The organism is Streptomyces brasiliensis (assembly GCF_014647875.1).
Taxonomy (GTDB): Bacteria; Actinomycetota; Actinomycetes; order Streptomycetales; family Streptomycetaceae; genus Streptomyces; species Streptomyces brasiliensis.
The window spans coordinates 217,358-243,021 of the sequence record NZ_BMQA01000009.1 but is presented as its reverse complement, the minus strand read 5'-3'; the positions used below and the strand labels follow the sequence as shown (position 1 = coordinate 243,021).

29 protein-coding genes are annotated in these 25,664 nt (G+C 70.9%); 16 read left to right on the top strand and 13 right to left on the bottom strand.

Going from position 1 to position 25,664, the window contains the following annotated elements; all coding sequences use genetic code 11:
• Nucleotides 1-105 precede the first annotated feature (105 nt).
• The gene (locus IEZ19_RS17190) at nt 106-705 is read left to right on the top strand and encodes a hypothetical protein (protein WP_189312053.1); all 600 of its coding nucleotides are present in this window, start codon (nt 106-108) and stop codon (nt 703-705) included.
• Nucleotides 705-1,055 carry a hypothetical protein gene (locus tag IEZ19_RS17185; protein ID WP_189312052.1) on the top strand — a complete coding sequence of 117 codons (351 nt, stop codon included), beginning with the start codon at nt 705-707 and terminating at the stop codon, nt 1,053-1,055. The genes IEZ19_RS17190 and IEZ19_RS17185 overlap by 1 nt, the downstream gene beginning before the upstream one ends.
• Nucleotides 1,056-1,075: 20 nt before the next feature.
• Here IEZ19_RS17185 and IEZ19_RS17180 read toward each other — a convergent pair whose 3' ends face one another.
• Nucleotides 1,076-2,008, bottom strand: a complete 933-nt coding sequence (locus IEZ19_RS17180; RefSeq protein WP_189312051.1) for a hypothetical protein — start codon at nt 2,006-2,008, stop codon at nt 1,076-1,078.
• 188 nt (nt 2,009-2,196) lie between these two features.
• On the opposite strand from IEZ19_RS17180, the gene IEZ19_RS17175 reads away from it, so the two are divergent.
• The 5 genes from IEZ19_RS17175 to IEZ19_RS17155 all read left to right on the top strand — a co-directional run bounded on the left by IEZ19_RS17175 (nt 2,197) and on the right by IEZ19_RS17155 (nt 5,069).
• Nucleotides 2,197-2,607, top strand: a complete 411-nt coding sequence (locus tag IEZ19_RS17175) for a VOC family protein (RefSeq protein WP_189312050.1) — start codon at nt 2,197-2,199, stop codon at nt 2,605-2,607.
• Between the two features lie 94 nt (nt 2,608-2,701).
• On the top strand, nt 2,702-3,109 hold the full coding sequence (locus IEZ19_RS17170; protein ID WP_189312049.1) for a hypothetical protein: 408 nt from the start codon (nt 2,702-2,704) through the stop codon (nt 3,107-3,109).
• Nucleotides 3,106-3,600: a thiol-disulfide oxidoreductase DCC family protein gene (locus tag IEZ19_RS17165; protein ID WP_189312048.1), complete on the top strand. Its 495-nt coding sequence runs from the start codon at nt 3,106-3,108 to the stop codon at nt 3,598-3,600. The genes IEZ19_RS17170 and IEZ19_RS17165 overlap by 4 nt, the downstream gene beginning before the upstream one ends.
• A 32-nt stretch (nt 3,601-3,632) precedes the next feature.
• Nucleotides 3,633-4,370, top strand: a complete 738-nt coding sequence (locus IEZ19_RS17160; protein WP_189312143.1) for a TetR/AcrR family transcriptional regulator — start codon at nt 3,633-3,635, stop codon at nt 4,368-4,370.
• Between the two features lie 90 nt (nt 4,371-4,460).
• Nucleotides 4,461-5,069 carry a Uma2 family endonuclease gene (locus IEZ19_RS17155; RefSeq protein ID WP_189312047.1) on the top strand — a complete coding sequence of 203 codons (609 nt, stop codon included), beginning with the start codon at nt 4,461-4,463 and terminating at the stop codon, nt 5,067-5,069.
• Here IEZ19_RS17155 and IEZ19_RS17150 read toward each other — a convergent pair.
• Nucleotides 5,062-7,464, bottom strand: coding sequence for an MMPL family transporter (locus IEZ19_RS17150; RefSeq protein ID WP_189312142.1), 2,403 nt, complete (start codon nt 7,462-7,464; stop codon nt 5,062-5,064). The two genes, IEZ19_RS17155 and IEZ19_RS17150, sit on opposite strands and share 8 nt — an antisense overlap.
• 170 nt (nt 7,465-7,634) lie before the next feature.
• On the opposite strand from IEZ19_RS17150, the gene IEZ19_RS17145 reads away from it, so the two are divergent.
• Both IEZ19_RS17145 and IEZ19_RS17140 read left to right on the top strand, forming a co-directional pair.
• On the top strand, nt 7,635-8,324 hold the full coding sequence (locus IEZ19_RS17145; RefSeq protein ID WP_189312046.1) for a response regulator transcription factor: 690 nt from the start codon (nt 7,635-7,637) through the stop codon (nt 8,322-8,324).
• A complete protein-coding gene (locus tag IEZ19_RS17140; protein WP_189312045.1) occupies nt 8,321-9,766 on the top strand; it encodes a sensor histidine kinase in 1,446 nt (481 codons plus the stop codon). Before IEZ19_RS17145 ends, IEZ19_RS17140 begins: the two co-directional genes overlap by 4 nt.
• Nucleotides 9,767-9,846: 80 nt before the next feature.
• Here the strand turns inward: IEZ19_RS17140 and IEZ19_RS17135 are convergent, their stop codons facing one another.
• The 4 genes from IEZ19_RS17135 to IEZ19_RS17120 all read right to left on the bottom strand — a co-directional run bounded on the left by IEZ19_RS17135 (nt 9,847) and on the right by IEZ19_RS17120 (nt 13,570).
• The gene (locus IEZ19_RS17135) at nt 9,847-10,263 is read right to left on the bottom strand and encodes an ATP-binding protein (RefSeq protein ID WP_189312044.1); all 417 of its coding nucleotides are present in this window, start codon (nt 10,261-10,263) and stop codon (nt 9,847-9,849) included.
• A gap of 38 nt (nt 10,264-10,301) precedes the next feature.
• A complete protein-coding gene (locus tag IEZ19_RS17130) occupies nt 10,302-11,846 on the bottom strand; it encodes an ABC transporter substrate-binding protein (protein ID WP_189312043.1) in 1,545 nt (514 codons plus the stop codon).
• Nucleotides 11,847-12,064: 218 nt separating this feature from the next.
• A complete protein-coding gene (locus IEZ19_RS17125) occupies nt 12,065-13,312 on the bottom strand; it encodes a metallophosphoesterase (RefSeq protein WP_189312042.1) in 1,248 nt (415 codons plus the stop codon).
• A gap of 18 nt (nt 13,313-13,330) precedes the next feature.
• Nucleotides 13,331-13,570: an SCO4848 family membrane protein gene (locus IEZ19_RS17120; protein WP_189312041.1), complete on the bottom strand. Its 240-nt coding sequence runs from the start codon at nt 13,568-13,570 to the stop codon at nt 13,331-13,333.
• A gap of 91 nt (nt 13,571-13,661) precedes the next feature.
• Between IEZ19_RS17120 and IEZ19_RS17115 the strand changes: the two genes are divergently transcribed.
• Complete coding sequence (locus IEZ19_RS17115) at nt 13,662-14,957, top strand: D-alanyl-D-alanine carboxypeptidase family protein (RefSeq protein WP_373296991.1); 1,296 nt, start codon at nt 13,662-13,664, stop codon at nt 14,955-14,957.
• Here IEZ19_RS17115 and IEZ19_RS17110 read toward each other — a convergent pair.
• The 4 genes from IEZ19_RS17110 to IEZ19_RS17095 all read right to left on the bottom strand — a co-directional run bounded on the left by IEZ19_RS17110 (nt 14,902) and on the right by IEZ19_RS17095 (nt 17,829).
• Nucleotides 14,902-15,816, bottom strand: a complete 915-nt coding sequence (locus IEZ19_RS17110; RefSeq protein WP_189312039.1) for a YihY/virulence factor BrkB family protein — start codon at nt 15,814-15,816, stop codon at nt 14,902-14,904. The two genes, IEZ19_RS17115 and IEZ19_RS17110, sit on opposite strands and share 56 nt — an antisense overlap.
• Entirely contained in the window at nt 15,804-16,205 is a 402-nt protein-coding gene (locus IEZ19_RS17105) for a GtrA family protein (protein ID WP_229840418.1), read from the bottom strand. The genes IEZ19_RS17110 and IEZ19_RS17105 overlap by 13 nt, the downstream gene beginning before the upstream one ends.
• A 107-nt stretch (nt 16,206-16,312) precedes the next feature.
• Nucleotides 16,313-17,305, bottom strand: a complete 993-nt coding sequence (locus IEZ19_RS17100) for a decaprenyl-phosphate phosphoribosyltransferase (protein ID WP_189312038.1) — start codon at nt 17,303-17,305, stop codon at nt 16,313-16,315.
• Complete coding sequence (locus IEZ19_RS17095) at nt 17,302-17,829, bottom strand: phosphatase PAP2 family protein (RefSeq protein ID WP_189312037.1); 528 nt, start codon at nt 17,827-17,829, stop codon at nt 17,302-17,304. Before IEZ19_RS17095 ends, IEZ19_RS17100 begins: the two co-directional genes overlap by 4 nt.
• Nucleotides 17,830-17,962: 133 nt before the next feature.
• Between IEZ19_RS17095 and dprE1 the strand changes: the two genes are divergently transcribed.
• Both dprE1 and dprE2 read left to right on the top strand, forming a co-directional pair.
• A complete protein-coding gene (gene dprE1 / locus IEZ19_RS17090) occupies nt 17,963-19,318 on the top strand; it encodes a decaprenylphosphoryl-beta-D-ribose oxidase (protein ID WP_189312036.1) in 1,356 nt (451 codons plus the stop codon).
• 27 nt (nt 19,319-19,345) lie between these two features.
• Complete coding sequence (gene dprE2, locus IEZ19_RS17085; RefSeq protein ID WP_189312035.1) at nt 19,346-20,101, top strand: decaprenylphospho-beta-D-erythro-pentofuranosid-2-ulose 2-reductase; 756 nt, start codon at nt 19,346-19,348, stop codon at nt 20,099-20,101.
• Between the two features lie 54 nt (nt 20,102-20,155).
• Here dprE2 and IEZ19_RS17080 read toward each other — a convergent pair whose 3' ends face one another.
• From IEZ19_RS17080 to trpS, 3 genes are all read right to left on the bottom strand, one after another.
• Nucleotides 20,156-20,380, bottom strand: coding sequence for a hypothetical protein (locus tag IEZ19_RS17080; RefSeq protein WP_189312034.1), 225 nt, complete (start codon nt 20,378-20,380; stop codon nt 20,156-20,158).
• A gap of 62 nt (nt 20,381-20,442) precedes the next feature.
• A complete protein-coding gene (locus IEZ19_RS17075; protein WP_189312033.1) occupies nt 20,443-21,021 on the bottom strand; it encodes a 2'-5' RNA ligase family protein in 579 nt (192 codons plus the stop codon).
• 151 nt (nt 21,022-21,172) lie between these two features.
• Nucleotides 21,173-22,240 (bottom strand): tryptophan--tRNA ligase, encoded by a 1,068-nt coding sequence (gene trpS / locus IEZ19_RS17070; RefSeq protein ID WP_373296990.1) that lies wholly within the window; start codon nt 22,238-22,240, stop codon nt 21,173-21,175.
• Nucleotides 22,241-22,371: 131 nt separating this feature from the next.
• On the opposite strand from trpS, the gene IEZ19_RS17065 reads away from it, so the two are divergent.
• From IEZ19_RS17065 to IEZ19_RS17050, 4 genes are all read left to right on the top strand, one after another.
• Nucleotides 22,372-22,932 (top strand): RNA polymerase sigma factor, encoded by a 561-nt coding sequence (locus tag IEZ19_RS17065; RefSeq protein ID WP_229840400.1) that lies wholly within the window; start codon nt 22,372-22,374, stop codon nt 22,930-22,932.
• Between the two features lie 115 nt (nt 22,933-23,047).
• Entirely contained in the window at nt 23,048-23,977 is a 930-nt protein-coding gene (locus IEZ19_RS17060; protein ID WP_373296994.1) for a hypothetical protein, read from the top strand.
• 148 nt (nt 23,978-24,125) lie between these two features.
• Nucleotides 24,126-24,818 carry a hypothetical protein gene (locus IEZ19_RS17055; RefSeq protein ID WP_229840398.1) on the top strand — a complete coding sequence of 231 codons (693 nt, stop codon included), beginning with the start codon at nt 24,126-24,128 and terminating at the stop codon, nt 24,816-24,818.
• A 146-nt stretch (nt 24,819-24,964) separates the two neighbouring features.
• A complete protein-coding gene (locus IEZ19_RS17050; protein ID WP_373296993.1) occupies nt 24,965-25,627 on the top strand; it encodes a hypothetical protein in 663 nt (220 codons plus the stop codon).
• Nucleotides 25,628-25,664 lie beyond the last annotated feature (37 nt).

Here is a 25,664-nt window from a genome sequence, read left to right as displayed (position 1 = left end):
CTGGGGTTTTTGGCCGGTTCGCGCTCCTGCCGGTAGGCACGTTCCGCCGTCACACTCCTGTCGAACGTCCTGACGGTCCATGGGTGTTCGAGAAGGCGGGGGCGCGTGCCGACACCGACAGACGACCTGACACCCGGCTGGGAGCAGCCGATTCCGCTGGGATACGGGCAGGGGGCCAAGGAGGCCCAGTTCGTGGCCGCTCCCCTGCTTGCGGCAGCCGCGCTCGGCCTGGCCGGGGTGGTGGCTGGGGCCGGTGACGACCTGTTCCTCCTGTCGGGACCGACCCTCCTCGTCCTCGTCCTGTCCGCGCTGCTTCTGATCTACAGCATTCAACTGGCCTACCATGCACGTAAGTTCCTCTACTCGAAGCAGGACGTCTTCGACTGGTACGGCCTGGCGATCCGCGAACAGCCGCAGCGGCTCCTGCAGTTGTGTATCGAACAGGGCAACGACTTCAGGACCTGGGTGGTGTACAACAACCGGGCCAACAGCCTGTTCAACACGGGAACCGTACTGCTCGGGTTCGGCGTGGCCGCCGCTCTGGCTCCTGGGCACGACAGCAGACAGCAGCCCTGGCGTTGGGGGGCGGCCGTCATGGTCCTCCTCTGCACCCTCGGCGAGATCTATTGGCAGCGCAGGCTCAGACGCAAAGTCAACGAGCGAGCCACTCACCCGCGCCCCCGAATCGGCCAAGGAGGCTCTTGATGACCATGCACGCCGTGGTACTCCCCGGTTACCAGCAGCATTCGACGACCTGCAGGGACGGCGACTGTCCCGCGGACTTCGGCATCGTCTCCCAGCGTGTGCTCCTCCTGCGGGAGTGGAAACGCGCGCTCCAGTCCGGGCCGACCGCCATCGACGCCTATCTGGCGGAGCACAACGCCAAGTTCCGGGGACGGCACCGGGCAGGCTGCCCCCTCGCGGACCTGCCGCCCGCGGTGCACGCCTCGTGCGAGGGCTACGACGACCAGGGGAGGAATGCGTTCGAGCAACTGCGGTATGCAATGCAGCAACTGGCGGATGCCCGGGCCCGGGGCGATCGCCCCGTCGCCTGACCTTGAAGAACGCCACCGACTCACGCCTCCGTCGCGCCGCCGCCGTCCTGAGCCGGAGGTGACGAACGGTGCCGCGCGCCCGGATGGTCGTACGTGCGGCCCTCCGGCTGGATCCCGGCGAACAGGTCCGACACGTCTGAGAGCGTCTCCTCCTCGCTCTCCCGATCCGCCGGCAGCGGATAGTGCAGCGCGGCCAGCAGGTCGAAGCGGTGCAGGTCGTACACGACGTGCATCAGGCCGGAGTAGGCCTGTGCCGTCGTCACCGCGCCCTTGTACGCCACGGCCGCCAGCACCAGGCAGCTACCGCACCACCACCAGGCGGACGGTTCGTCGTACAGGGCCGCGCCACCCGCGCCGGTGAGCACGAGGAACGCCCAGCAGAAGTTCACGGCCGTGTCGAGTGCGTCCCGGGCCGAGCCGAGCGCCTCGGCCATGCGATCGGACACCTGCGGGAAGATGCGCGGCCAGGAGGTCAGCGTCGTCAGACCGTAGCGCTCTCCGGCGCTCAACTCCCCGGCGCGCAAGGCGTTGCCGAGCGCCGTGGGGAGCAGGACGTCGGCCGGCGGGTGGGCGGCGAGGCGGCGGCGCACGTCCGCCCGAACGCGCAGGTCCGTGTCCCCACGCGCCGTGCTGTGAGCCCGCCTGCGCAGGGCCTGCAAGCGCCTGCGCTGCAACCCGGCTAGCACCCCCGCGAGCCGTGCCGTGACCGGCCAGCGGTCCCAGTACCCCTCCAGCACACGAACCGCACGCACCTGGAACGGCTGCAGCAGGAGTCCCAGCAGCGAAGCACACACGGCGATCGTCGTGAGCGCGCCGAACACCGCGACGGGCCGCTGCGGCCATACGGCCTCCCAGTCGCTGCGCCCGGAGAAACTCCCGGCCCGCACGAGAGCGAGGATCCCGGCGACGAACAGAGCACACGGCGCGAAGTGCACCGACAGCACCCGTCGCACGAAGCCCGCCCTCCCCATACGCCCCTCGACGCCGTTCAAGTATGGGGCTGTGCCGTTCCCGGGCGCAGAGCGGGCGCCGACGAGGCGCCGCATGCGCCGGCCGGTCCGCCTCGTCCGGGCGGGTGAACGGACGGTCCGGCTCTCCCGGTGCGCCTCGATCCGTCCCCCAGCCCACTTAATCTGACGACATGTCAGACAAAGAGTCGTACGAGCTGCTCGGTTTCGACAACGTCCTCCTTCCCGTCGGGGATCTCGGCGAAGCCGTGGGGTTCTACGAGCGGGCCGGGTTCGTCGTCGGGTTTCGGCTCGATGAGGCCGGGATCGCACTGCTGAAGGTCGGGGGTGAGACGCCCGGGATTCTGCTGCGCGTCGAGGAGGGGTTCGGGTATCGGCCCCCCATGTGGCCCTCGCCCCGCGTGTGGCTCGAGGTGCCCGACGCACGTGTGGCCGCGCGGCGGCTCACGGAGGCTGGGATCGGGCTGCTCGACGAGCCGTTCGCCACCGCCACCGGGTGGGTCATGGAGGTCGCCGACCCCTGGGGGAACGTCCTCGGGTTCACCGACTACTCGAAGCGGCCCGAGTTGGGGCGGCGGTCGTGAACGGGGTCACTCCCGCGGTCGGTTGAACGTGTTCAAAAACGGGTCTACAGTCTCCACCGTCAGCGTTTTGAACGCGTTCAAGAAGGGGTGGGGCATGGACCGCACGGTCATCGCCTACGTCATCTACCTGGTCGTCAGCATCGGGCTGACCGTCTGGGTGGCCCGCACGCTCAGCCGCAACGGACGGATCTTCCTCTCCGACGTCCTGCACGGCAACGAGAAGCTCGCCGACGCCGTCAACCACCTCCTGGTGGTCGGCTTCTACCTGGTCAACCTCGGTTTCGTCGCCCTCTACCTGAGCGGCGACGACACCATCGAGGACACCCGCGGCATCTTCGAGGCCCTGTCGACCAAGCTGGGCGTCGTACTGCTCGTCCTCGGTGTGATGCACCTCGGCAACGTGTACGTCCTCAACCGGATCCGGCGCCGCGGAATCATGGAGCGGGAGCAGCAGCCGCCCGTCGCGCCGCAGGGCTGGGTCCCGCCGACGGTCGGGGCGTGAGCGACGTGGCCGCCGTCGAGGACCGAGACGCCTCGCGCGTCCCGGTCCGCGCGCTCACCGTCCTCTACGACGCCGAGTGCTCCTTGTGCACCCACGTGCGCGACTGGCTCGTACGGCAGTCGCAGTTGGTGCCGATCGAGCTCGTACCGGCCTCCTCCGACGAGGCTCGCCGGCGGTTTCCGGGGCTCGATCACGCCGCCACCCTCGACGACGTCACCGTCGTCGGTGACTCGGGGCAGGTCTACCGGGGCTCCGCCGCCTGGATCGTCGTGCTGTGGGCCCTGCGCGAGCACCGCCCGCTCGCCCACCGCCTCAGCACCCCGACCGGCGCCCTGCTCGCCAAAGGCGCGGTCCTGGCCGCCGCCAAGTGGCGGGGCCGGCAGTGGGGCGGCACGGCGTACCGGGCGGTGGACGGATGGACCTACCGGGGCGGCCAGGGCTGGACGTACGCCCCGCCGGGCTGCGACGGCGGGGCCTGCGCCACTCGTTAGGCTCTTCTTCCGTGTCCGCGAACAACGAGTCCATGAAGGACGACCAGCCCGGCGACGCCGGTTCTCCCAGCAAGTCCGAGCAGACCCGCGCGCTCATCCTGGAGACCGCGATGCGGCTGTTCCAGGAGCGCGGGTACGACCGGACGACCATGCGGGCCATCGCCAAGGAGGCCGGGGTCTCGGTCGGCAACGCGTACTACTACTTCGCCGGCAAGGAGCACCTGATCCAGGGCTTCTACGACCGGATCGCCGCCGAGCACCAGGTGGCGGTCCGGGAGGTCCTGGACCGGGAGACCGACCTGGAGGCGCGGCTGGCCGGCGTGCTGCGGACGTGGCTCGACGTGGCGCGGCCGTACCACGAGTTCGCGGTGCAGTTCTTCAAGAACGCCGCCGACCCGGACAGCCCGCTCAGCCCGTTCTCGCCGGAGAGCGAGCACGCGCGCGTGCAGGCGATCAGCGTCCACCGGGAGGTGCTGGCCGGGTCGAAGGCCAAGGTCCCGGAGGAACTGCGGGACGTTCTTCCCGAGTTGATGTGGCTCTCCCAGATGGGCCTGGTCCTGTACTGGATCTTCGACCGGACCGAGGGGCGCGAGCGCAGCTACCGGCTCGCCGAGCGGGGGGCCAGGCTCACGGCTCGCGGCGTGACCCTGGCCCGGTTCCGGGTGCTACGGCCCCTCGTCCACGAGGTGCACGAGCTGTTCACGGACTTCCTGCCGGGGATGACGAGGGCGCTGCCGGATCCGGCGGGCAAGGGGCGGAGGCGGGAGTGATCACTTCCGGGTGAGCGGGTTGCAACGGGACACGTGGCGTCCCGTCTGCCAACGATGATGCTCTCGACAGCAGCCCCCAGGAGGCACGCGATGTCCCCAGCATCCGTCGAGCGGCCCCATGGAAGCCGTCCGCTGATCACGGAAGCGAACCGGCTCATTGACCGCAATCCGGGCTACCGAGTCGAGATCATCGGAGGCCAGATCCTCCTGACCCCGCCACCGGACGGCCCCCATGGAGAGGCCATGATGGACTTCGCACTTCTCTTCGCCGAAGCGGGCCTGCATGGCGGCGAGTCCAGGGTGCTCCCAGGCATCGGCATCTGGTTGCCGACCGGCACGGAGGACTGCGCGATTCCCGACCTGTCCGTCATCGACGCCGACTACCGGGAGCACCTTGTCGAGAACAACTGCTACGCCCCGGTCTGCTTCCGTCTGGTCCTGGAGGTGACCTCCAGCAACTACCGGACGGATCTGCGTGACAAAGTGACGGCTTACGCCAGCGCCAAGGTCCCGACCTGCGTGATCATCGACCGAAAACACCAGCGCCTCCACGTACTGACCGACCCCGCCGGGGACGGATACGAGAACCACCGCCCGTACTCCCCCGGCGAAATCGTCACCCTGCCCGCCTCGATCGGCGCCGAGGTCACGGTGGACGTGAGCGCGATCCTCGAGGCTGGGCAGTCACAGGTCAGTTGACGGCGTCGACCTCCCCCTCCGCCAACTCCACGTCGTACACCAACGGCCCGTCCTCGACCACCACGTGCTGGGCCCGCGCGCCGTACAGCGACGCCGTCACCGCCAGCAGATAAGCCCCCGGCCCCGGCACCGACACGATGTAGGAGCCGTCCGCCAGGGACGTCACGCGGTCCAGCTGGCGTCCGCCCTTCGAGAGCAGGGTCACCGAAGCGCCCGCCACCTGTTCGCCGTGCAGCGTGCGGACGAAGCCGTGGACCACCGAAGCCGGGCCCGCGAGCACCGGCGTCTCCTCGGGCTCCTCCGCCGGCTCCACCGCCAGGTGCGGCAGCCGCTTGTCCAGCCACGCCGGCAGCCACCAGTTGGCCTTGCCCAGCAGATGCATCGCCGCCGGCACCAGCGCCGTACGCAGGACGAACGCGTCCAGTGCGACCGCCGCCGCCAGCCCCACGCCCGCCATCGCCGCACCCGAGTCGCCGCTCAGCACGAACGCCGTGAACACGCACACCATGATCAGGGCCGCCGAGTTGATCACCCGGCTGGTCTCGGCGAGGCCGACGCGGACCGCCCGTGCGTTGTCCCGCGTGTTCACCCACTCCTCGTGCATCCGGCTGACCAGGAACACCTGGTAGTCCATGGAGAGACCGAAGAGCAGGGACAGCATGATGACCGGCAGGAAGGCGTTGATCGGCCCCTCCTTGCCGAGCCCGAGCACTTCGAGGCCCCAGCCCCACTGGAAGATCGCGACGAGCACGCCGAACGAGGCCGCCGCGGCGATCAGGTTCATCACCGCGGCCGTCAGTGGGACGACCAGGGAGCGGAACGCGATCAGGAGCAGCAGGAAGCCCAGGCCGATGATCGTCGCGACGAACAGCGGCAGACGGTCGCCCGTCACCGACGCGAAGTCCTTCGACACCGCCGTCACACCGCCCACGTGCGCCTGTGCGCCCGCCTCGGGGATCACCTTGTCCCGGAGGGTGTCGATGAGGTCGTCCGTCTCCTTCGACTGCGGTGATGTCGTGGGCACCACCTGGATGACGGTGACATCCTTCGCCGGCGGCAGCGCGGCGACCCTGGCCACTCCCGGCGTCGACTCGATGCCCCGGACCAGGCCGGCCGTGTCACCGCCCTCGGTGACCACCTGGAGGGGGCCGTTGAAGCCGGGGCCGAAGCCCTCGGCGAGCAGGTCGTACGCCTTCCTCGTGGTCGTCGAGGCGTCGTCGTTGCCCTGGTCGGTGGCGCCCAGGCGCAGCGACAGCACGGGCAGGGCGAGTACGGCCATGACCACCAGCGCGAGTGCGGCGATCGTACGGGGGCGTCGCTGGACGTTCGCCGACCAGCGGGCCGCCAGACCACTCGCGTGTTCCTGCTCCGGGCCCGTCTCCGCGAGCTTGCGGCGCTGGCGGCGGCTGAGCACACGCGGGCCGAGGAAGCCGAGGAAGGCGGGCAGGAGGGTGACGGCCGCCAGGACGCTGAACACGACCGTGAGCGATGTGCCGATGACCACGCCGTCCAGGAAGCGCAGGTTCGTCACCAGCATCCCGGCGAGCGCGATGCACACCGTGCCGCCCGCGAACAGCACCGCACGGCCGGAGGTGTTGAGCGCGGTGACCGCGGCGTCCTCGGGATCGGCGCCGCGCAGGATGCCGCGCCGGTGGCGGGTCACGATGAACAGGGCGTAGTCGATGCCGACGCCGAGGCCGATCAGCGACGACAGCAGCGGCGCCAGGTCGGGGATGTCGGTGGTGTGGCTGAGCAACTGGACCGTGAACAGGCCGGTGCCGACGCCGAAGACGGCGATCCCGATCGGCAGCAGCATCGCGAACAGCGAGCCGAAGGCCAGGAAGAGGACGATCGCCGCCGCGGCGAGGCCGACCATCTCCGCGAGACCGGTCGGCGGTTCCTGCACGCGCTGGATGGCCTGGCCGCCCAACTCGACCTGGAGCCCTGCTCGTTCGGCGTCCTGTGCCGTGTCGACGACGTCCTGGACGACCTCCTTGGGGATCTCGTTCGCCCGCTGGGAGAACGTGACCTGGGCGTACGCGATCGTCCCGTCCTCGCTGATCTGCCCCGCGCCCCGCTCGCCGTAGGGGCTGGTGATGTCACCGACGCCCTTCATCCCGGCGATCTTCTCCAGCGCGGGTTCGATCCGGGACCGTACGTCCTGGTCCCTGACCGTGCCCGAGTCGACCTTCCACACCACCGTGTCGGTGTCGCCCGCGCTGTCCGGGAAGGCCTTCGCCATCAGGTCGTACGCGCTCTTGGAGTCCGTGTTCGGAAGGGAGAAGACGTTCGCGTAGTCCGTACCCGCCGTCGAGGCCGAGAAGCCCAGGCCGAACAGCGCCCCCACCCACAGCAACAGGACCACCAGCCGGTGCCGATAGCACCAGCGTGCCAATGCCGCCACGTTCAACGCTCCTTAATGGATCGGTTCGGTCGGTCCCCCAGGTCCTGGGCACCAGCATTCGCGGCGGCACACGCGCGTGGACACGACCCGCCCATGACTCTCAAGGAACTCCAAAGGGGGGCGGGGGGGCGGTTGTCGGCGCCCGCGCCGATACTGGGGCCATGACGACGGCTCCCGGCACCGTGCTGGTCGTGGAGGACGAACCGAGCATCGCGGACGTCCTCGCCATCGCCCTGCGCTACCACCACTTCGAAGTGATGACCGCGGGCACCGTCCGCGAGGCTCTTGCCCTCACCGAGCGCACCCGGCCCGACGCGGCACTGCTCGACGTCATGCTGCCGGACGGCGACGGCCGCGCCCTCGGGCGTGAACTGCGCGCCCGTCGGCCCGACATGGCGCTCGTCTTCCTCACCGCGCGCGACTCTCCCGCCGAGATCGTCGGCGCCCTCGGCTTCGGCGACGACTACATCACCAAGCCGTTCAACATAGACGAGGTCGTCGCCCGGATCAGCGCGGTGCTGCGCCGCACCCGCTCGGCCGACGTCATACCCGAGCGCCCGCCACTGCGCTACGGCGACCTGGAACTGGACGAGACGACGTACTCGGTGCACCGCGCGGGCCGCACGGTCGAGCTGACCCCGACCGAGTACGCGCTGCTGCGCTTCCTGGTGCGCAACGGCGGCCGGATCGTGTCCAAGGAACAACTCCTGCGCCATGTCTGGCAGTACGAGCACATGCCGCCCGAGTCGACCGTCGTCGAGACCTACATCAGCTATCTGCGGCGCAAGCTCGACACCCTGGGGCCGCCGGTGATCACCACGCGGCGCGGTGTCGGATACGGGCTGGCATGACACGGCGCCGCCGGCACGGCATCCACTCCCTGCGCGGCGGGCTGACCGCGGCCAACGTCGGGCTGCTCGCCATCGGCATCCTGGTGGCCACCGCGGTGAGTCTGATGGGCATGCGGCTCTATCTGCTCGGCCAGGTGGACGCGGAGCTGACCAAGACCCGCCAGACCCTCCACGACTCCCATCTCACCGTGCAGCAGATCGACTCACTGGCCGCGCTGGCGATCGTCCGGGACCGGTTCGTCCAGCCGCCCATGGGCGAACAGCCGCGCCCGGACTCCGTGTTCGCGGTCGTCGACGCCCATGGCAGCGCCCGTACCATCGCCGGGTTCCCGCCCAGCGAGAGCCAGCGCGCGCTGGCCGCCGCCGTCGACGACCCGCGCGCGCTGGCGAGTTCCCCCGACCCGCGCGACATCACGGTCCACGGCGCCGTCTACCGGGCGATAGGCGTCGCCCTGGACGACGGCAACTACGTCCTGGTCGCCAACCAGACCGACGCCCTGCACAAGGGCATAGGCAAGGCCCTCAGACTGGACATCGCCGTCGGCACGCTGCTGCTCGCGCTGCTCGCCTGTCTGACGATGTTCATCGTCCGGCGCCGGATGCTGCCGCTCGAGGACATGGTGGAGACGTCGACAGCGATCGCCGAGGGCGACCTGACCCGGCGCGTCCCCTCCAGCCACCATCCGACGGAGGAGGTCGAGCAGTTGCGACTCGCCCTCAACTCCATGCTGCACCAGGTGGAGTCGGCGTACCGGACGCGCGAGCGCAGCGCGGCACAGCTGCGCCGGTTCGTCGCCGACGCCTCGCACGAGCTGCGCACCCCGCTGTCGGCGATCCGCGGCTACCTCCAGCTGTACGACAAGGGCATGCTGCGCGAGCCCGTCGAGCGCAAGCGCGCCTGGGACCGGATGAACGGAGAGGTGGACCGCATGGGCCGCCTCGTCGACGAACTGCTCACCCTCGCCCGGCTCGACCAACGGCCCGAACTGCGCCTGCGGAACGTGGACGTGAGCCGCCTGGTGCGGGACGCCGCCGAGGACCTGCGGGTCCAGCAGCCGGACCGTCCGGTCACCGTCACGGCCGACGGCTCCCTGCTGGTACGGGCGGACGAGTCGGGCCTCAGACAGGTGCTCGGCAACCTGCTCACCAACGTCCGCACGCACACCCCGGCAGAAGTGCCGGTACGGCTGGGCGTGGAACGCGCGGACGGCACGGTACGGCTGTCCGTCGCGGACGAGGGCCCGGGCCTCACCGAGGACGACGCGTCGCGCATCTTCGACCGCTTCTTCCGGGCGGGCGGCGGCGCCGGCACGGGCCTGGGCATGGCGATCGTGCAGGGCGTGGTCCGGGCGCACGGGGGCGAGGTGACGGTCCGGACGGCGCCGGGCGAGGGGTTGGCGGTGACGGTGACTTTGCCGACGGGGGAGGCGGTGCGGGCGTAGGAGGGCGGGCCGGTGTGACGTACGGCGTCCGGTACGGCTGTTGGGGCCGCGCGGAACGTTCGACCCGGCGCCTCACGCCCTCATGTCCCGGCCCGCGCCACTGCCCACACCGTCGGCCCATGGCCGCCCCGGCCCCACACCCCCCACGCCGCAGCAACGTGTTCCACTATCTGCAACCCACGGACGGTTTCATCTGTTTCATTCGTTTCGTCGGACGCCCGGAGCCGGGACAGGTGGTGGCCCTCGTCCGAGACCTCTATCAGGCAGGAGCCGTCCGCCAGGACCGTCACCGTGACCTCGAACTCGCGCTCCGGCCGCGGGCCGTGGCGTACGGCGATCGTGGCCAGCTCCGACACCAGCAGTACCGCGTCCGCCGGCACCGGGTGATCCGGGCCGTGGCCCCAGCCGGCCAGATGGTCCCGGACCTGGCGCCGTGCGAGTCCCACGGACGCCGGGTGCCCGGGCAACCGGAAGGAGTTGCTGCGTCGGGTGCCCACCCGCGTCACCCCGGCCCGGCACGTGCCCGGGGACCGCGTCAGATCCAGTCCAGGCGCCACAGCCGGAACACACCGGTGCCGTCGGACAGATACTGTCCGCCGCCGACGTCCTCGCTGCTGACGACGTACTCCTTGCGCTGCCACAGTGGGATGAGCGGCACGTCCGAGGCAATGTCGGCCTGCAGGTTGCGGAAGTCCTGCGCGACCTTGCTGCGGTCGCCGAACTGCTGGCTGTGGAGGATGAGGGCGTCCACGGCCTTGTTGCTGTAGCCGGTGTTCATGGTGGAGCCCGTCCCGACGAGCGCCCCGCCGAAGGTGTCCGGGTCGGGATAGTCCGCGATCCAGCCGACCGCGTACGCGTCGAGTTTGCCGCCGGCCCAGCGCTTCTGGAAATCGGTCCACTCGTAACCCTTGACGTCGACCTTGAACAGGCCGCCCGCCTCAAACTGCTTCTTCAGCTCGGCGCCCTCCTCGGCACCGGAACCGCGGCCCTTGCCGTAGCCGTACGTGAAGCGCACCGGGAGCTGGACGCCGGCCTCCTCGAGGAGCGCCTTGGCCTTGTCGACGCTCTGCTTCGGGTAGTTGTCGAAGAAGGACGTGGTGTGGCCGGTGAGGCCGGTCGGGATCAGCGAGTACAGCGGGTCGACCGTGCCCTCGTACACCGTGGAGGCGAGCTGCTCGCGGTTGATCAGCCAGGCCAAGGCCCGCCGCACGCGCACGTCGTGCAGCGGCGAGCCGGTACGGGTGTTGAGGTACAGGTTGCGGGTCTCGGAGCTGTCGGACTCGGTGACGCGCTGGTTCGGGTCGCTGGCCGAGAGACCGGACAGGACGTTCGGCGGCAGGGTGCGCGTGGCGACGTCGACCAGCTTGCCCTTCCAGGCGCTGTCGAGCTTCTCGGAATCGCCGTAGTAGCGCAGTTCGATAGGGCGGCCGGTGCTGCTGAGGGCGCCCTTGTAGCGGGTGTTGGGCGCCAGAGTGGCCTGCTGGTCCTTCACGTACGCCGTCAGCGTGTACGGGCCGGTGCCGTCCACCGAGCTACCGGTGCGCAGCGAGTCCGACGGGTATTTGTTCCGGTCGACGATCACGCCGGCGCCGGTGGCCACCTTGAACGGGAACGTGGCGTCCGGCGTCGACAGGTGGAACGTCACCTTGTCGGTGCTGTCGGCGCTCACCGAGCCGAGCGTGGACAGCAGGGACGCCGGGCCCACGTCCGAGTTGATCTTCTTGACCCGGTCGAAGGAGTACTTCACGTCCTCGGCGGTCATGGCACGCCCGCTCGGGAACGCGATCCCGGCCCGCAGCTCGCACGTGTAGGTCTTCAGATCGGTGCCGACGAACTTGCAGCTCTTCGCAGCGTCCGGGATCGGCTCGACGCCGTCCGGGTCGAAGGTCAGCAGCGACTGGAAGACGTTGCTGAACAAGGCCCAGGAACCGGCGTCGTAGGCACCGGCCGGGTCGAGCGAGGTGACGGCGTCCGTCGTACCGACCCTGATCGTCTTGTTCTTGTTCTCCTGAGACGGCAGCAGTTGCCAGCCGACGACTCCCGCGGCCGCGACTACAAGCAGAATCGCGAGAATCCGCATGCGAACAGATCGCACGGTGGTGCCCTCCCCAGGCCTCTCAAGGCCCTACCCCTGGCCCAGCACAGATGTCACTCCCCTAGTGACGAGGCTCACCTAACCACACGTGTTTAACCTGAGGGAAGAGGGATCTTGCGAGATGAGAATGAACTTACCGACGGGCCGTTTCGGCCGGGTTTCACAGCCCGTTCACAGGGTCCGCGGGAGGGCTGCCGGGCGGCTCAGGCGCGGGTGGAGCGCAACTCGACCACGGTGATGTCGGAGGGGGCTCCGACCCGCGTCGGCGGGCCCCAGGCGCCCGCGCCCCGGCTGACGTACAGCTGCGTGTCGCCGTACCATTCGAGGCCCGCGACCGTCGGGTTCGCGGCCGCCGCGATGAAGTTGCCCGGCCAGAGCTGGCCGCCGTGCGTGTGGCCGGACAGCTGGAGGTCGACGCCGTGCCGGACGGATTCGTGGATCTGGACGGGCTGGTGGGCGAGCAGTACGCACGCGCGTGCCGTGTCCCGGTCGCCGAGCGCGCGCGTGAAGTCCGGCCCGTGGCCCTCGCTCTCCCCCTGCACGTCGTTGACCCCGGCGAGGTCGAAGCCGGACAGTTCGATGCGGGCGTTCTCGAGCGGGTGCAGCCCGAGCCGCCGTACTTCCTCGACCCACTGCTCGGCGCCGGAGAAGTACTCGTGGTTGCCGGTGACGAAGTACGCCCCGTGTCGTGCGGACAGCTGGGCCAGCGGTGCGGCCGCCGGGCCCAGGTCCTTGACGCTGCCGTCGACCAGGTCGCCCACGACGGCGATCAGATCGGGCTGCGTCGCGTTGATCGTGTCGACGACCTTCTGCGCGAAACCCGGGCCGAGAACGGGGCCCAGGTGGATGTCACTGACGACGGCGATGCGGTAACCGTCCGCCGCGCGCGGGAGTTTGGCGAGCGGCACGGTGACGCGCTTCACGCGCGGGCCGCGCAGGACGCCGTACGTGCCCTGGCCGACGGTCGCCACGGCGGCCGTGGCGGCGGCCGCGCCGACGACCCGGGAGACGAACAGGCGGCGGGAGGGGGCGGCGGGCTCCGGCTCCGGTGACGGCACCGGCTCGACAGGCGGCTCGGACTGCGGTGCGGCCGCCGGTACGGCCACGGCGACGGCCGGCACCGGCTGCCTCCGCCGCTCCACGAACCGCCGCACCAGCGGCCGTACGACCTCCCCGGCCAGCACCGCCAGCAGCAGATAGACGAGCAGCGCCATCCACAGGAACCCCGGCCAGCCGAGCGTGCGTTGGAGCCAGAAGGGGGCGCCTGCGCGTTCCGAGACCAGGGCCGCGACCATCAGGACGGGAGCGGCGACGAACACCGCCGTCCCCGCGCGGCGCGCCCGGCCGGGCCCGGCGGTGGTGTCCCGCACCAGCCGCCGCCAGAGGTACCAGTGCAGACCCGCCGCGGCGGCCAGTACGGCCAGGGCGACGAGCGCGAAGACGATGACCACCCTGCTCCGTATCCCCTGCTATGACATCCGGCGCAGTGCGCGAAGTCCGCGCAACCCGATGGCCCCGATGACCGTCCCCAATACGAAGGAAACGACCGCCAGCAGCAGGTGCACCCAGAAGTACGCGGTCGGGTGACCGTCGTCGAACGCGAGCCCGCTGCTGTCCTTGACGAGATTCTTGACGAAAGTGACCCAGATGACCCAGCTCCACACTCCGAAGGCGAGCAGGAACCAGGAGACCGGGCGGCTGAGCTTCATACCTCCAGTATCGCCGTCGGCGGGCCCGTTCCGTGTCCGGGGTGGAACGGGCCGCGGGACTTCACAGCCCGAGACAGGTACGTTCTCGACCGTGCCCGCACCTAAGAAGACCGCCAAGCGATCCCTGCTGGTCGTTTCAGCCACATTTTTGTCCTTTTCATTCACGTCGTTCCTGACGTTCGCCGCGCCCGCCGCCCTCGCGGCCCCGAAGCCCTCGGCTACTCCCCCGGCGACCATGTCGACGGTCGGCGGCGCCCGCCTCGGCCAGGCCGGGACGCAGGTCAGTCTGAGTGCCGGCGTGCCGGTGCTGCCCAAGGACCTCACGGCGCGCTCGTGGATCGTGTCCGACGCCGAGTCCGGCGAGGTGCTCGCGGCCCACAACGCGCACTGGCGGCTGGCCCCGGCCAGCACGCTGAAGATGCTGTTCGCCGACACCCTGCTGCCCCGCTTCCCCGGGTCGACGAAGCACAAGGTGGTGCAGTCCGACCTGGCCGGTATCGGCGCCGGCTCCAGCATGGTCGGGATAAAGGAGAACGAGACCTACACGGTCCACGACCTCTGGCTCGGCGTGTTCCTGCGGTCCGGCAACGACGCCGTCCATGTGCTGTCCGCCATGAACGACGGCGTCGAGCAGACCGTCAAGGACATGCAGGCCCACGCCGACGACCTGCAGGCCCTGGACACGCACGTGGTCAGCCCCGACGGCTACGACGCCGAGGGCCAGGTCTCCTCGGCGTACGACCTGACGCTGTTCGCCCGCTCCGGGCTGCAGAAGAAGGACTTCCGCGCGTACTGCTCGACCGTGCGGGCCAAGTTCCCCGGCGAGACGACGAAGAAGAAGGGCAAGTCCGTCCGCGGGTCCTTCGAGATCCAGAACACCAACCGGCTGCTCAGCGGCGACGTCGGCCTCCCCGTCTACCAAGGCATCGCGGGCGTCAAGAACGGCAACACCACCAACGCCGGCGCGACCTTCACCGGGGTCGCCGAGCGGAACGGCAAGGTGCTGCTCGTCACGGTCATGAACCCGGAGAAGAACGAGCACAACGAGGTCTACAAGGAGACCGCGAAGCTCTTCGACTGGGGCTTCCAGGCGGCCGGCAAGGTGCAGCCGGTGGGCGAGCTGGTGGCGCCGAAGAGCGCCGCCGCGGCGAGTGCCCGACCCGGCGCGACCGCCTCCGCCAAGGCCGGGCAGGCGGGTGGCACGGACGCCGGCGGCTCCTCCGCGAAGCCGGTGGCGAGCGCCACCTCCGACGGCGGCTCCAGCGGCGTGGGGATCGCGCTGGCGATCACCGGCGGGCTGCTGGTGCTGCTCGCGGGCGCGGCGTTCCTGGTCAACCGCCGCTGGCCGCTGCCGGACCTGGTGCGTCGCCGGTCGTCCCGTCAGTGACGTCCGCGTCCGCCTCCGCGCCGTCGGTCGCTGTCCAGGCTGCGCAGAACAGCACCAGTTTCGCGGTGAAGTTGATCCACAGCAGCAGGGCCACGGGGGTGCCGAACGCGCCGTACATGCTTCTCGTGGCGACGCCCTGGATGTAGCCGCTGAGCAGCAGCTTGAGGAGTTCGAAGCCGACCGCGCCGAACAGCGCCGCCACGACCAGGCGGCGGCGCGGCGGATCGACTCCGGGCAGCAGGGTCAGCACGTAGACCAGGACGAGGAAGTCGGCGAGCACGGCGACGGCGAACGCGGCGACGCGCAGGATGGCGCCCCAGCCGTGCTCGACGACACCCAGCTGCCGCGCGATCCAGCCCACCGTGGCCGAGGCGACGGCGGAGGCGGCGAGGGTGAGGATCAGCGCGCCGCCGAGGCCGACCAGGATGCCCGCGTCCACGCCCTTGCGCACGACGGGGTTCTCGTCGGGGTCCGGCAGCTCCCACACCGCGCGCAGGCAGTCGCGCATCTGGCCGACCCAGCCGATGCCGGTGAACAGCAGGAGGGCGCCCGCGATGAGGCCGACGGTACCGGCGTTGTGCACCAGGGAGTTGAGGTCGAGCTGGTTGGAGATGCCGGGGAACTGTTCGGCGATCTTGTTCTCGAGGCTCTTCTGGCGCGCGGGGCTGAGGGTGGCCGCGGCGATCGCGGCGGCCACGGTCAGCAGCGGGAACAGCGCGATGAAGCTGATGAACGTCATCGCGGCGGCCAGCCGCGACCACTTCACCCGGTCGAGACGCTCGTACGACCGCCACGCGTGCGTGGTCATCAGCCGCGCGACGAGCGGCCCGATCCCGGGAAGCTTCTTCAGCCAGTCCATGATCCGACTCTGCCCCCGTTGCGGAAGACCAATGTCCGAGTACCCCAGAACCGCAGAGTCGTGGCGAACACCATCCCGATCCCGGCACCGGAGACCGTGTCGGCACGCTGCGAGGTGAGCCCGAGACCGTAGTGACTGACGGCGAGACACAGCAGCTGGACGAGGGCGCCGGCGAGATTCACGGCGACGAACACGACGTACGGCCGCAGCCCCTGCGTCCGGGCGTGCCGATAGGTACCGAGTGCGTTGCCGAGGTACGCGACGGTGCAGCCTGCGGCGAAGGACACGGCTTTGGCCGTGAGCGGGCCCAGGGCGGCGGGGCCGCGGAGCCAGGTGAAGAGGGCGAGGTCGACGGCGTAGGCGAGGAGACCGACGGTGACGAAGCCCAGGAGCTCGCCGTGGGGGAACTGTCGGGTGAGGCGGCTGGTGGGGCTTCGGGGCGGGCGCGGAGCGGGGCGCCCGCGAGGGCGCGGAGCACGCCCGTCGGGCGACAGGCTCACCAATTCGCCACCGCCAGGCCGTACATCGTGAGCCAGGCCAGGCCGATCAGGGCCAGGGCGCGGTCGCCCAGGACGACCTCCTCGGGCTCCCCCGCGGTGCCGCGGTCGGCGAAGACGGCGTAGCGGAGGATCGCGAGGATGAAGGCGATCATCGACAGCTGCCGCCAGGGCAGCACGCTCTCCTGCGGCACACCGCCCTCCTCCAGGGCCCACATGCAGTAGGCGAGGACGGCGACACCGGCGGCCAGCTGCCAGACGAAGCGGAGGTAGCCGGTGGTGTACTCGGTGAGCAACGCGCGCGTGGCGCCCGCTTTCCCGGCCATCTGCACGGCTTCCGAGTAGCGCTTGGCCGACACCATGAACAGCGCCACGAACCCGGTGGTGATCAGGAACCAGCGCGACAGCGGGATGCCGAGCGCGACCCCGCCGATCACCGCCCGCATCAGGAACCCGGTGGTGACGACGACGAGGTCGACGACCAGGACGTGCTTGAGGCTGACGCAGTACGCCAGTTGCATGCCGACGTACGCCGCCAGCAGGGCCGGTACGAACGGCGGGGTCAGCCAGACCGCGACGGCGGGCGCCAGGACGGCCAGCGTGCCTCCGACGCCGTACGCGACGGGCACGGGGACGACCCCGGCGGCGACCGGCCGCCGGCACTTGGTGGGGTGGGCGCGGTCGGCCTCGGCGTCACGTGCGTCGTTGATCAGGTAGACGGCGGCGGCGCAGGCGGTGAACAGGACGAAGACGAGGGCGACTTGGGTGAGCGCGTGCCGGGAGAAGAGCTGCCCGGCGGCGGCGGGCGCGGCGACGACGAGGCTGTTCTTGACCCACTGCTTGGGCCGGGTGGTCCTCAGCAGGCCGCCCAGGAGCGCGAGCGCGGTGCGCTCCCGCGCGCCCGCGGCAGACTGCCCGGGGGGTGTGCGCAGCTCGGGCAGAGTCGTTTCTCCGGGGCGCGCGGCGTTGGTGAGGGGCGCGGTCTCCGTCACGGCCGCCTCCCCTCACGCCGCCCGCCGTCCCGCATCCAGCGCGCCCCGAGTCGCGCCGTGAGCGCCCCCAGGGCCGCGCCGGCGGCCACGTCCGAGGGGTAGTGGACCCCGGCGACCAGGCGCGAGAGGCACATGGCGGCGGCCAGCGGCCGGATCGCGTACGTCCCGTACGGCGTCCCGAGCGCCCCCAGAGCCATCGCCGCGGCTGTGGCCGAGGCGGCGTGGGAGCTCGGGAAGGAGTTGCTGCCGAGGGTGTGCACCAAGGGCTCGACGTGCGCGGGGCGCGCACGGCGCACGACGCGCTTCAGGCTCATGCTGGCGACGTGCGCGCCCGCGACGAGCGCCGTACCACGCAACCAGGAGCCGCGCCGCGCGCCGTCCACGGCGGCTCCGGCCAGGCCCGCCGCCAGCCACAGCGCCCCGTGCTCGCCGGCCAGGGACAGGGCGCGCGCGGCGGACGCGGCGCGCGGATCGGCACCGCGGGCACGGAGTGCGGAAAGGATCCGATGGTCCAAGTCGTCCATGTGGACTCACTGTTCACCTCAACTCCGCCAGAACTACGGCAATATTGAGCGACATCCCATTAATCACCCATTTCGGGGAAAGTGGCGATGTTTATGAATCAATGCCTGATATAGCGGCGATACGGTCGCGGGCATGCCTGGAGACACGGTTTCCGTCACCGGATGGGGGCGCACCGCCCCCACCGCCGCCCGACTGATCCGCCCGCGCACGTACCAGGAGGCGGTGGACGCCGTACGGGGCTGCGGGGAGCGCGGAGGCATCGCGCGCGGCCTCGGGCGGGCGTACGGGGACGCGGCGCAGAACGCCGGCGGGTCCGTGCTCGACATGACCGCTCTCGACCGTATCCACGCGATCGACGCCGACGGCGGCACCGTGTTGTGCGACGCCGGCGTCTCACTGCACCGGCTGATGGAGGTGCTGCTGCCGCTCGGCTGGTTCGTGCCGGTGACGCCGGGCACCCGCCAGGTGACCGTCGGCGGGGCGATCGGCGCCGACATCCACGGCAAGAACCACCACGTCTCCGGCTCCTTCTCGCGCCACGTCCTCTCGTTCGAACTCCTCACCGCCGACGGTGAGATCCGCGCGGTCGGCCGCGGCACGTCCTTGTTCGACGCGACCACGGGCGGCATGGGCCTGACCGGGGTGATCCTCACGGCCACGGTGCGGCTGCTCCCGGTCGAGACGTCGTACATGTCGGTCGACACCGAACGCGCCACCGACCTCGACGACCTGATGGCCCGGCTGACCGCGACCGACCACCGCTACCGCTACTCGGTCGCCTGGATCGACCTGCTGGCCCGGGGCGCCGCGACCGGTCGCGCGGTGCTGACCCGGGGCGACCACGCACCCCTGGACGCGCTGCGCGAGGGTACGCGCGCGAGGCGGCAGCCGCTGGCCTTCCGCCCGCGCCGACTCCCGGCCGCCCCCGCCTTCGTCCCGGAGGGCCTGCTGGGCCGTACCACCGTCGGATTGTTCAATGAACTCTGGTACCGCAAGGCGCCACGCGTGCGTACCGGCGAACTCCAGCGCCTGTCCGCCTTCTTCCACCCCCTCGACGGCGTACCCCACTGGAACCGGGTGTACGGCCGCGACGGCTTCGTGCAGTACCAGTTCGTCGTCGGATACGGCCAGGAGGGCGCCCTGCGCCGGATCGTGCACCGCATCTCCGAGCGCCGCTGCCCCTCCTTCCTGGCCGTCCTCAAGCGCTTCGGCGACGCCGACCCCGGCTGGCTCTCCTTCCCCCTGCCCGGCTGGACGCTCGCCCTGGACATCCCGGCCGGCCTGCCCGGTCTCGGCACCTTCCTCGACGAACTGGACGCGGAGGTCGCCGAGGCCGGCGGGCGCGTCTATCTCGCCAAGGACTCCCGGCTGCGGCCGGAGCTGCTCGCCCCGATGTACCCCCGGCTCACCGAGTTCCGGGCGCTGCGCGCCGAGCTGGACCCGCGCGGGGTGTTCACCTCGGACCTCGCGCGCCGCCTCGGCCTCTGAGACCTCCCCCCACCCCAAGGAGCTGTCGTGAAGGACGCATTCGGCATTCCCCAGTCCCTGCTCGTCCTCGGCGGCACGTCCGAGATCGCGCTGGCCACCACCCGCCGTCTGATCGCCCGCCGCACCCGCACGGTGTGGCTGGCGGGCCGCCCGTCGCCCGCCCTGGAACAGACGGCCGAGTCGCTGCGCGCCCTGGGAGCGGACGTCCGTACCGTCGCCTTCGACGCGCTCGACCCGGAGTCCCACGAGGGCGTGCTCGGCAAGGTCTTCGCCGAGAGCGACATCGACATGGTGCTGCTGGCCTTCGGCATCCTCGGCGACCAGGCGCGCGACGAGCGGGAGCCGGTGAGCGCGGTCCGGGTCGCTCAGACGAACTACACGGGGGCGGTCTCGGCCGGCCTGGTCTGCGCGAGCGCGCTGCAGTCCCAGGGGCACGGCTCACTGGTCGTCCTGTCCTCCGTCGCCGGCGAACGGGCCCGCCGCTCGAACTTCATCTACGGCTCCAGCAAGGCCGGCCTGGACACCTTCGCCCAGGGCCTGGGCGACGCTCTGCACGGCACCGGCGTCCACGTGATGGTCGTACGCCCCGGCTTCGTACGCACCAGCATGACGGCCCACCTGGAAGAGGCCCCGATGTCCACCACCCCCGAGGCGGTCGCCACGGCCATCGAACTCGGCCTGCGCCGCCGCTCCGAGACGGTCTGGGTCCCGGGCCCCCTCCGCATGGTGATGACTGCACTGCGACACCTGCCCCGGTCGGTGTTCAGGCGCCTGCCGATCTAGGGCACACCGGGCCTCGCAACAGACCGCGGCGGTGATCGCCCAAGGCCGCGGCGATCACTTGAGGCAGGTCACGGCCTGTGCCACGACGCGCTTGCCGGAGCGCATGGAGAAGTCGCTCACGACGCTCGGTCGCGGTCGAGGCGTGCTCCGGCAGAGAGCTTCCAGGTCCTCGTCCACAGTGGCCGAGGGGCTCGGATCCGGCGCCGGAGCGGCGGGCACCTCACGCGTACCGGCGTTGAGGACTTCGGTGGCCGCCGCCCCGGAGGCCGCCACCGTCACGAACGCGACGGCAGCCCATCGCCCACCCCGCCTGCCCAACGCTCTCCCCCTGTCACCGGAAGCTATCGGCTCGCGGTCGTGCCCTGCTCCACCGGGCCCACCTGCGGGGGCACCACCGCGCCGCCGAACATGAATTCGCGCAGTTTGCGCCACACTGCGTCGCCGCCCTGTTCGTAGAGCGCGAAGCCCGTGCACGACCATCCGGCCTCGAAGTCGGCCAGTTCGCGGAACGCGCGGTCCATCGCCGGCTCGTCGATGCCGTGCGCCACCGTGACATGCGGGTGGTACGGGAACTGCAGCTCGCGCGCGACCGGACCGGAGGCGTCGCGGACCTGCTTCTGCAGCCGGCCACAGGCCTCCGCGCCCTGGACCACCTGCACATAGATCACCGGCGACAGGGGCCGGAACGTGCCGGTCCCGCACAGCCGCATCGGGAAGGGCCGGGCGACCGACGCGACCTCGGTGAGATGCGTCTCGATGGCCGGCAGCTCGGCCTCGTCGACCTCCGTCGGCGGCAGCAGCGTGACGTGCGTGGGGATGCCGTGGGCCGCGGCGTCGCCGAAGCCCGCGCGCCGCTCCTGGAGCAGGCTGCCGTGAGGCTCCGGGACCGCGATCGACACGCCGATCGTTACGGTCCCCACGTCTTCTCCTGTCGTCATGTCGGCTGGGTTCGCCGGATTCGTACTCAACCGTCCGGCTATCGACTGTACGTCCACGGTTGCGCTCCGGGCAGGCACCACCGAAGTGATGTACGGCGCTCTGCCCAGTGGTACCCGCGTGCGGTCGTACGCCTCAGTGCTTCGCGGGCAGGAAGCCCACCCGGTCGTACGCCTGCGAAAGGGTCTCCGCGGCGACGGCACGCGCCTTCTCCGCGCCCTTGGCCAGAATCGAGTCGAGCGTCTCGGGGTCGTCCAGATACTGCTGCGTGCTCTCCCTGAACGGCGTCACGAACTCCACCATGACCTCGGCGAGGTCCGTCTTGAGCGCACCGTAGCCCTTGCCTTCGTACTTCTCTTCCAGTTCGGTGATACCCGCACCGGTGAGCACGGAATAGATCGTGAGCAGATTGCTCACGCCCGGCTTGTTCTCGGCGTCGAAACGGATCACTGTGTCCGTGTCGGTGACCGCGCTCTTGACCTTCTTCGCGGTCGCCTTGGGGTCGTCGAGGAGGTTGACGAGGCCCTTCGGCGTGGACGCCGACTTGCTCATCTTGACCATCGGGTCCTGGAGGTCGTAGATCTTCGCCGTCTCCTTGAGGATGTACGCCTTCGGGACGGTGAAGGTCTGGCCGAACCGGCCGTTGAAGCGCTCCGCGAGGTCGCGGGTGAGCTCGATGTGCTGGCGCTGGTCCTCGCCGACCGGCACCTCGTTCGCCTGGTAGAGCAGGATGTCGGCGACCTGCAGGACCGGGTACGTGAACAGGCCGACGGAGGCACGCTCGGCGCCCTGCTTGGCCGACTTGTCCTTGAACTGGGTCATCCGGCTCGCCTCGCCGAAGCCGGTGAGGCAGTTCATGACCCAGGCGAGCTGGGCGTGCTCGGCGACGTGACTCTGGACGAAGAGCGTGCACCGCTCCGGGTCGAGTCCGGCCGCGAGGAGCTGCGCGGCGGCCAGCCGGGTGTTGGCCCGCAGCTCCGCCGGGTCCTGCGGGAGCGTGATGGCGTGCAGGTCGGCCAGCATGTAGAAGGCGTCGTGGGACTCCTGCAGGGCCACCCACTGACGGACGGCGCCGAGGTAGTTGCCGAGGTGGAACGAGCCCGCGGTGGGCTGGATCCCGGAGAGCACGCGAAGACGAGACTGCATGGCGGAGCCATTCCCCTGAGAGTGGTGGTGGGCGGCGGGCGGGCTGTCAGAGGCCATGTTCATCATTCTCTCAGGTGTCGGGGGCCGATCCGGAACTGGCCGGAAAGTGGTGGGAACCGACTGGTGCCCGGCGGTGTACCAAGAGTGTGAAGACGCGGGAGGGGGGCCGCATCGTCGATGAGGCCGCGGTGATCGCTCGCGTACGCGCCGGAGAGCCGGAGGCGTACGCGGAACTGGTGCGGGCCCACACGGGCATCGCCCTGCGGGCGGCCGCGGCGCTCGGAGCGGGCGCGGACGCGGAGGACGTGGTGCAGCAGGCCTTCGTCAAGGCGTACTGCGCGCTGGGCCGGTTCAGGGACGGCGCGAAGTTCAGACCCTGGCTGCTGTCGATCGTCGCCAATGAGACGAGGAACACAGTGCGGACGGCCGCCCGGCAGCGCACGCTCGCGGGCCGGGAGGCGGCCTTCGTGGAGGCGGAGCCGCTGATACCGGAATCGGCGGACCCCGCGGTCGCGACGCTCGAGTCTGAGCGCCGCGACGCCCTCCAGTCCGCCCTGGACAAGCTGAGCGAGGAGCACCGCCTGGTCGTCACGTACCGCTATCTCCTGGAGATGGACGAGCCCGAGACCGCCCAGGCCCTGGGCTGGCCCCGGGGGACGGTGAAATCCCGCCTCAACCGCGCCCTGCGCAAGCTGGGCCGCCTGCTGCCGGATTTCCAGCCTCGGGAAGGGGGTGATGAGGGTGAGTGAGTCGTACGACGGTGAGGGCGCCGGTGCGGGGGGTGGCACAGGTGTTGGTGGCGGCCCCAGTGCCGGTAGTGGCTCGGGTGTCGGTGGTGATGCCGGGGGCCGGGGGCCTCGTGGTCTGGGCGGTGTGCGCGGTCCTGGCCGGGGTGGCCGTGGGCGGCGGCTAGACGGTGGTGTCTCGCGGCTGCCGGAGGAGCTGCGTGCGCTCGGCCGGTCGCTGGACGCGCCGGGAGGCGACGGGAGCGGTGTGGTCGACGGGACCGGTGGGGACTTCGGCTCCGAGACGATGGTCGAGCGGGTGCTGGGGCAGATACTGGCCGAGCAGCTGCCGGTGCCGGTGGCCGAGCCGCCGGGCGCGCGTCTTCGGCTGGCTGCGGTCCGGCGCTGGGCGCGGCTGCGCCGGCGTGCACTGACGGCGGCCCTGTGCGGCCTGCTCACCGTGCTCGCCCTGACGCCCCCGGTGCGCGCGGCGGTCTTCGACTGGTTCGGCTTCGGCGGGGTCGAGGTGCGGTACGACCCGTGGGCGGTCCCCTCTCCCGGCGCCGAGGTGCCCGGCTGCGGCCGGTCGGTGTCGCTGGCGCAGGCGAGGCAGCGGGCCGGGTTCGAGCCGCTGGTGCCGGATGCGCTGGGGGTGCCGGACGCCGTGACGGTGACCGGTGAGCCGCGGGGACGCTTTCTGGTGAGCCTGTGCTGGCGCGAGGGCGGTCGCACGATCCGGGTCGACGAGTTTCCGGCGCGACTGGACGTCGGTTTCACCAAGACGGTCCGCGAGCCGCCGGAGTGGATAGCGCTGGGCGAGACTCCGCCCGGCGCTGCCGTGCCGGACTACGTCCTGTGGTTCCCGCGGCCGCATCTCCTGAGCTTCTGGCTGGTGGACGCGGACGGGCACCGGTACACGCGCCAGGTGCGGACGGCGGGGCCGACGCTCCTGTGGACCCATGGAACCTCCGGCGAGACGACGCTGCGGCTGGAGGGGGTGGCGTCCAGGACCCGGGCGGTGGAGATCGCGAAGTCGCTCGAGAAGGCGCCGGAGAAGTCTTCGAAGTAGTGCGGGGTGGGGTGGGAACCCCGGCGGGTCGGGCGGTGTACCAGAAGTGACGGGCGGCTCGGCAGCGGGCCGCAGGGGTTTCATCTGGTTGGGGGTTGGGATGTCCGGGGTCGGGATGTTCGGAGGCAGGCTTCGTGAACTGACGGGCGTGCTCGGGTTGTTGGCGGTCTCGCTCGGCCTGCTGCTGTGGGGCGCGTCGGCGGCGGTGGCCGGCGGCCCGACGAGCGTGCTGGTGACATCGCCGCAGAGCGGTGAGGCGACGGCGCTGTACTACTCGGAGAAGGAGTACGGGCAGTTGCAGCGTCTGCTCGGCCCAGAGGGCACAGGCAGCCGTGACACGCCACCGGAGCTGGAGTCGACTCAGGCCCGGCAGATCAACGTGACGTGGCTGGCGCACGACATATCGCCCTGGCGACTGGACCGGATCTTCCCTGACGGCACCGGCTCCCGCAGCATCTGGATCCACACGGCTGCCAACGTGCCCGAGACGCCCAACGGTTACTGGCACCGTGCCGAACACCCCGACCGACTGCGCGCCCTGCTGGGCAGGTTGGGAGTGCTGGGCAAGGCCACCGGCGGAGACGGCTACAGCGGGATCTTCCCGGCGCCCTGGCAGTCGGAGTCCCCGGGAGACACCGCGGCGGAGGAGTCGGCGACCACCCGCGTCTCGATCACCACGGAGCCCGAGGGCGACGGCACCGACTGGTGGTGGGCGATACCGGGCGCGGCGGCCGGGGCGGTGCTGGCACTGGTGCTGCGGCCCGTCGCGGCACGGGTGACACCGGTGCGGTGGCGCCGTGAGCGGGAGCCGGGGCCGAGGCAGGAATTGCGGGACGTGTGAGGGCGGGAGTGCGAGCGGGAGGGGGATGCGTGGGCTCGGACGGTGGACGGAGGGTGTCGTTGAGCGGGCACGCCGTGTCCTGGCTCGCCGGGTTCGCGCGGCGCGTGCGGCTTGCTCGGCTCGTGCGGCTTGCTCGACTCGTGCTCGTGTCGGCGGTGGTGGTTCTGGTCGGTGTGCCGGCCTCCGCCTCGGCCACGCCTGGGCCGGCCGACGATGTGCCGGATCTGGCGTTGGTCGTGTCGGGCGACACCGGGCGGACGCGGACGCTGCACTCCGGTGAGCGGGAGTTCGCTCGCCTCTGGCAGTTGCTGCAGCCGACCTACACGGGCACGGAGCGGGTGCCGGAGGCCTGGGCGGACGGGCAGTATCCGGCGGTGCGGATCACCGTGCTCTGGGGTCTGACGGGAGTCGGGGGCTGGCCGCAGACACACCGGGCTCCGGGCGGAGACGTCGCCATGGAGCGGCAGGACCAGCTGTTCGTGGCGGCGGACGGCACGGCCTGGGTGCGATCGGATCCCTCGCCGGACGTGGTGGACGACGACATCCGCTGGCATCGGGCGCCGCGGGCGGTGTTCCAGCAGCTGGAGCGGGCGGGGCTGCTCGGCGGGACGGCGTCCGGGGCCTCGGGGCCGGGCTCGGGCTCGCGGTCTGGTGCGTCGGGTCAGGAGCGGTTCACGGACGGTGTGTGGTGGGCGGTGCCCGGGCTGGTCGTCGGGGTCGGCGGCGGCTTCCTGATACGCCGCGCGGCGGGCCGGCACGATGCCGACCCGCCGCGTGAGGAACCTCGGCAGGAGCTGATCGACCTGTAGGGGTCACCGCTCCTTGAAAACTCCACAGAGTGTGGGA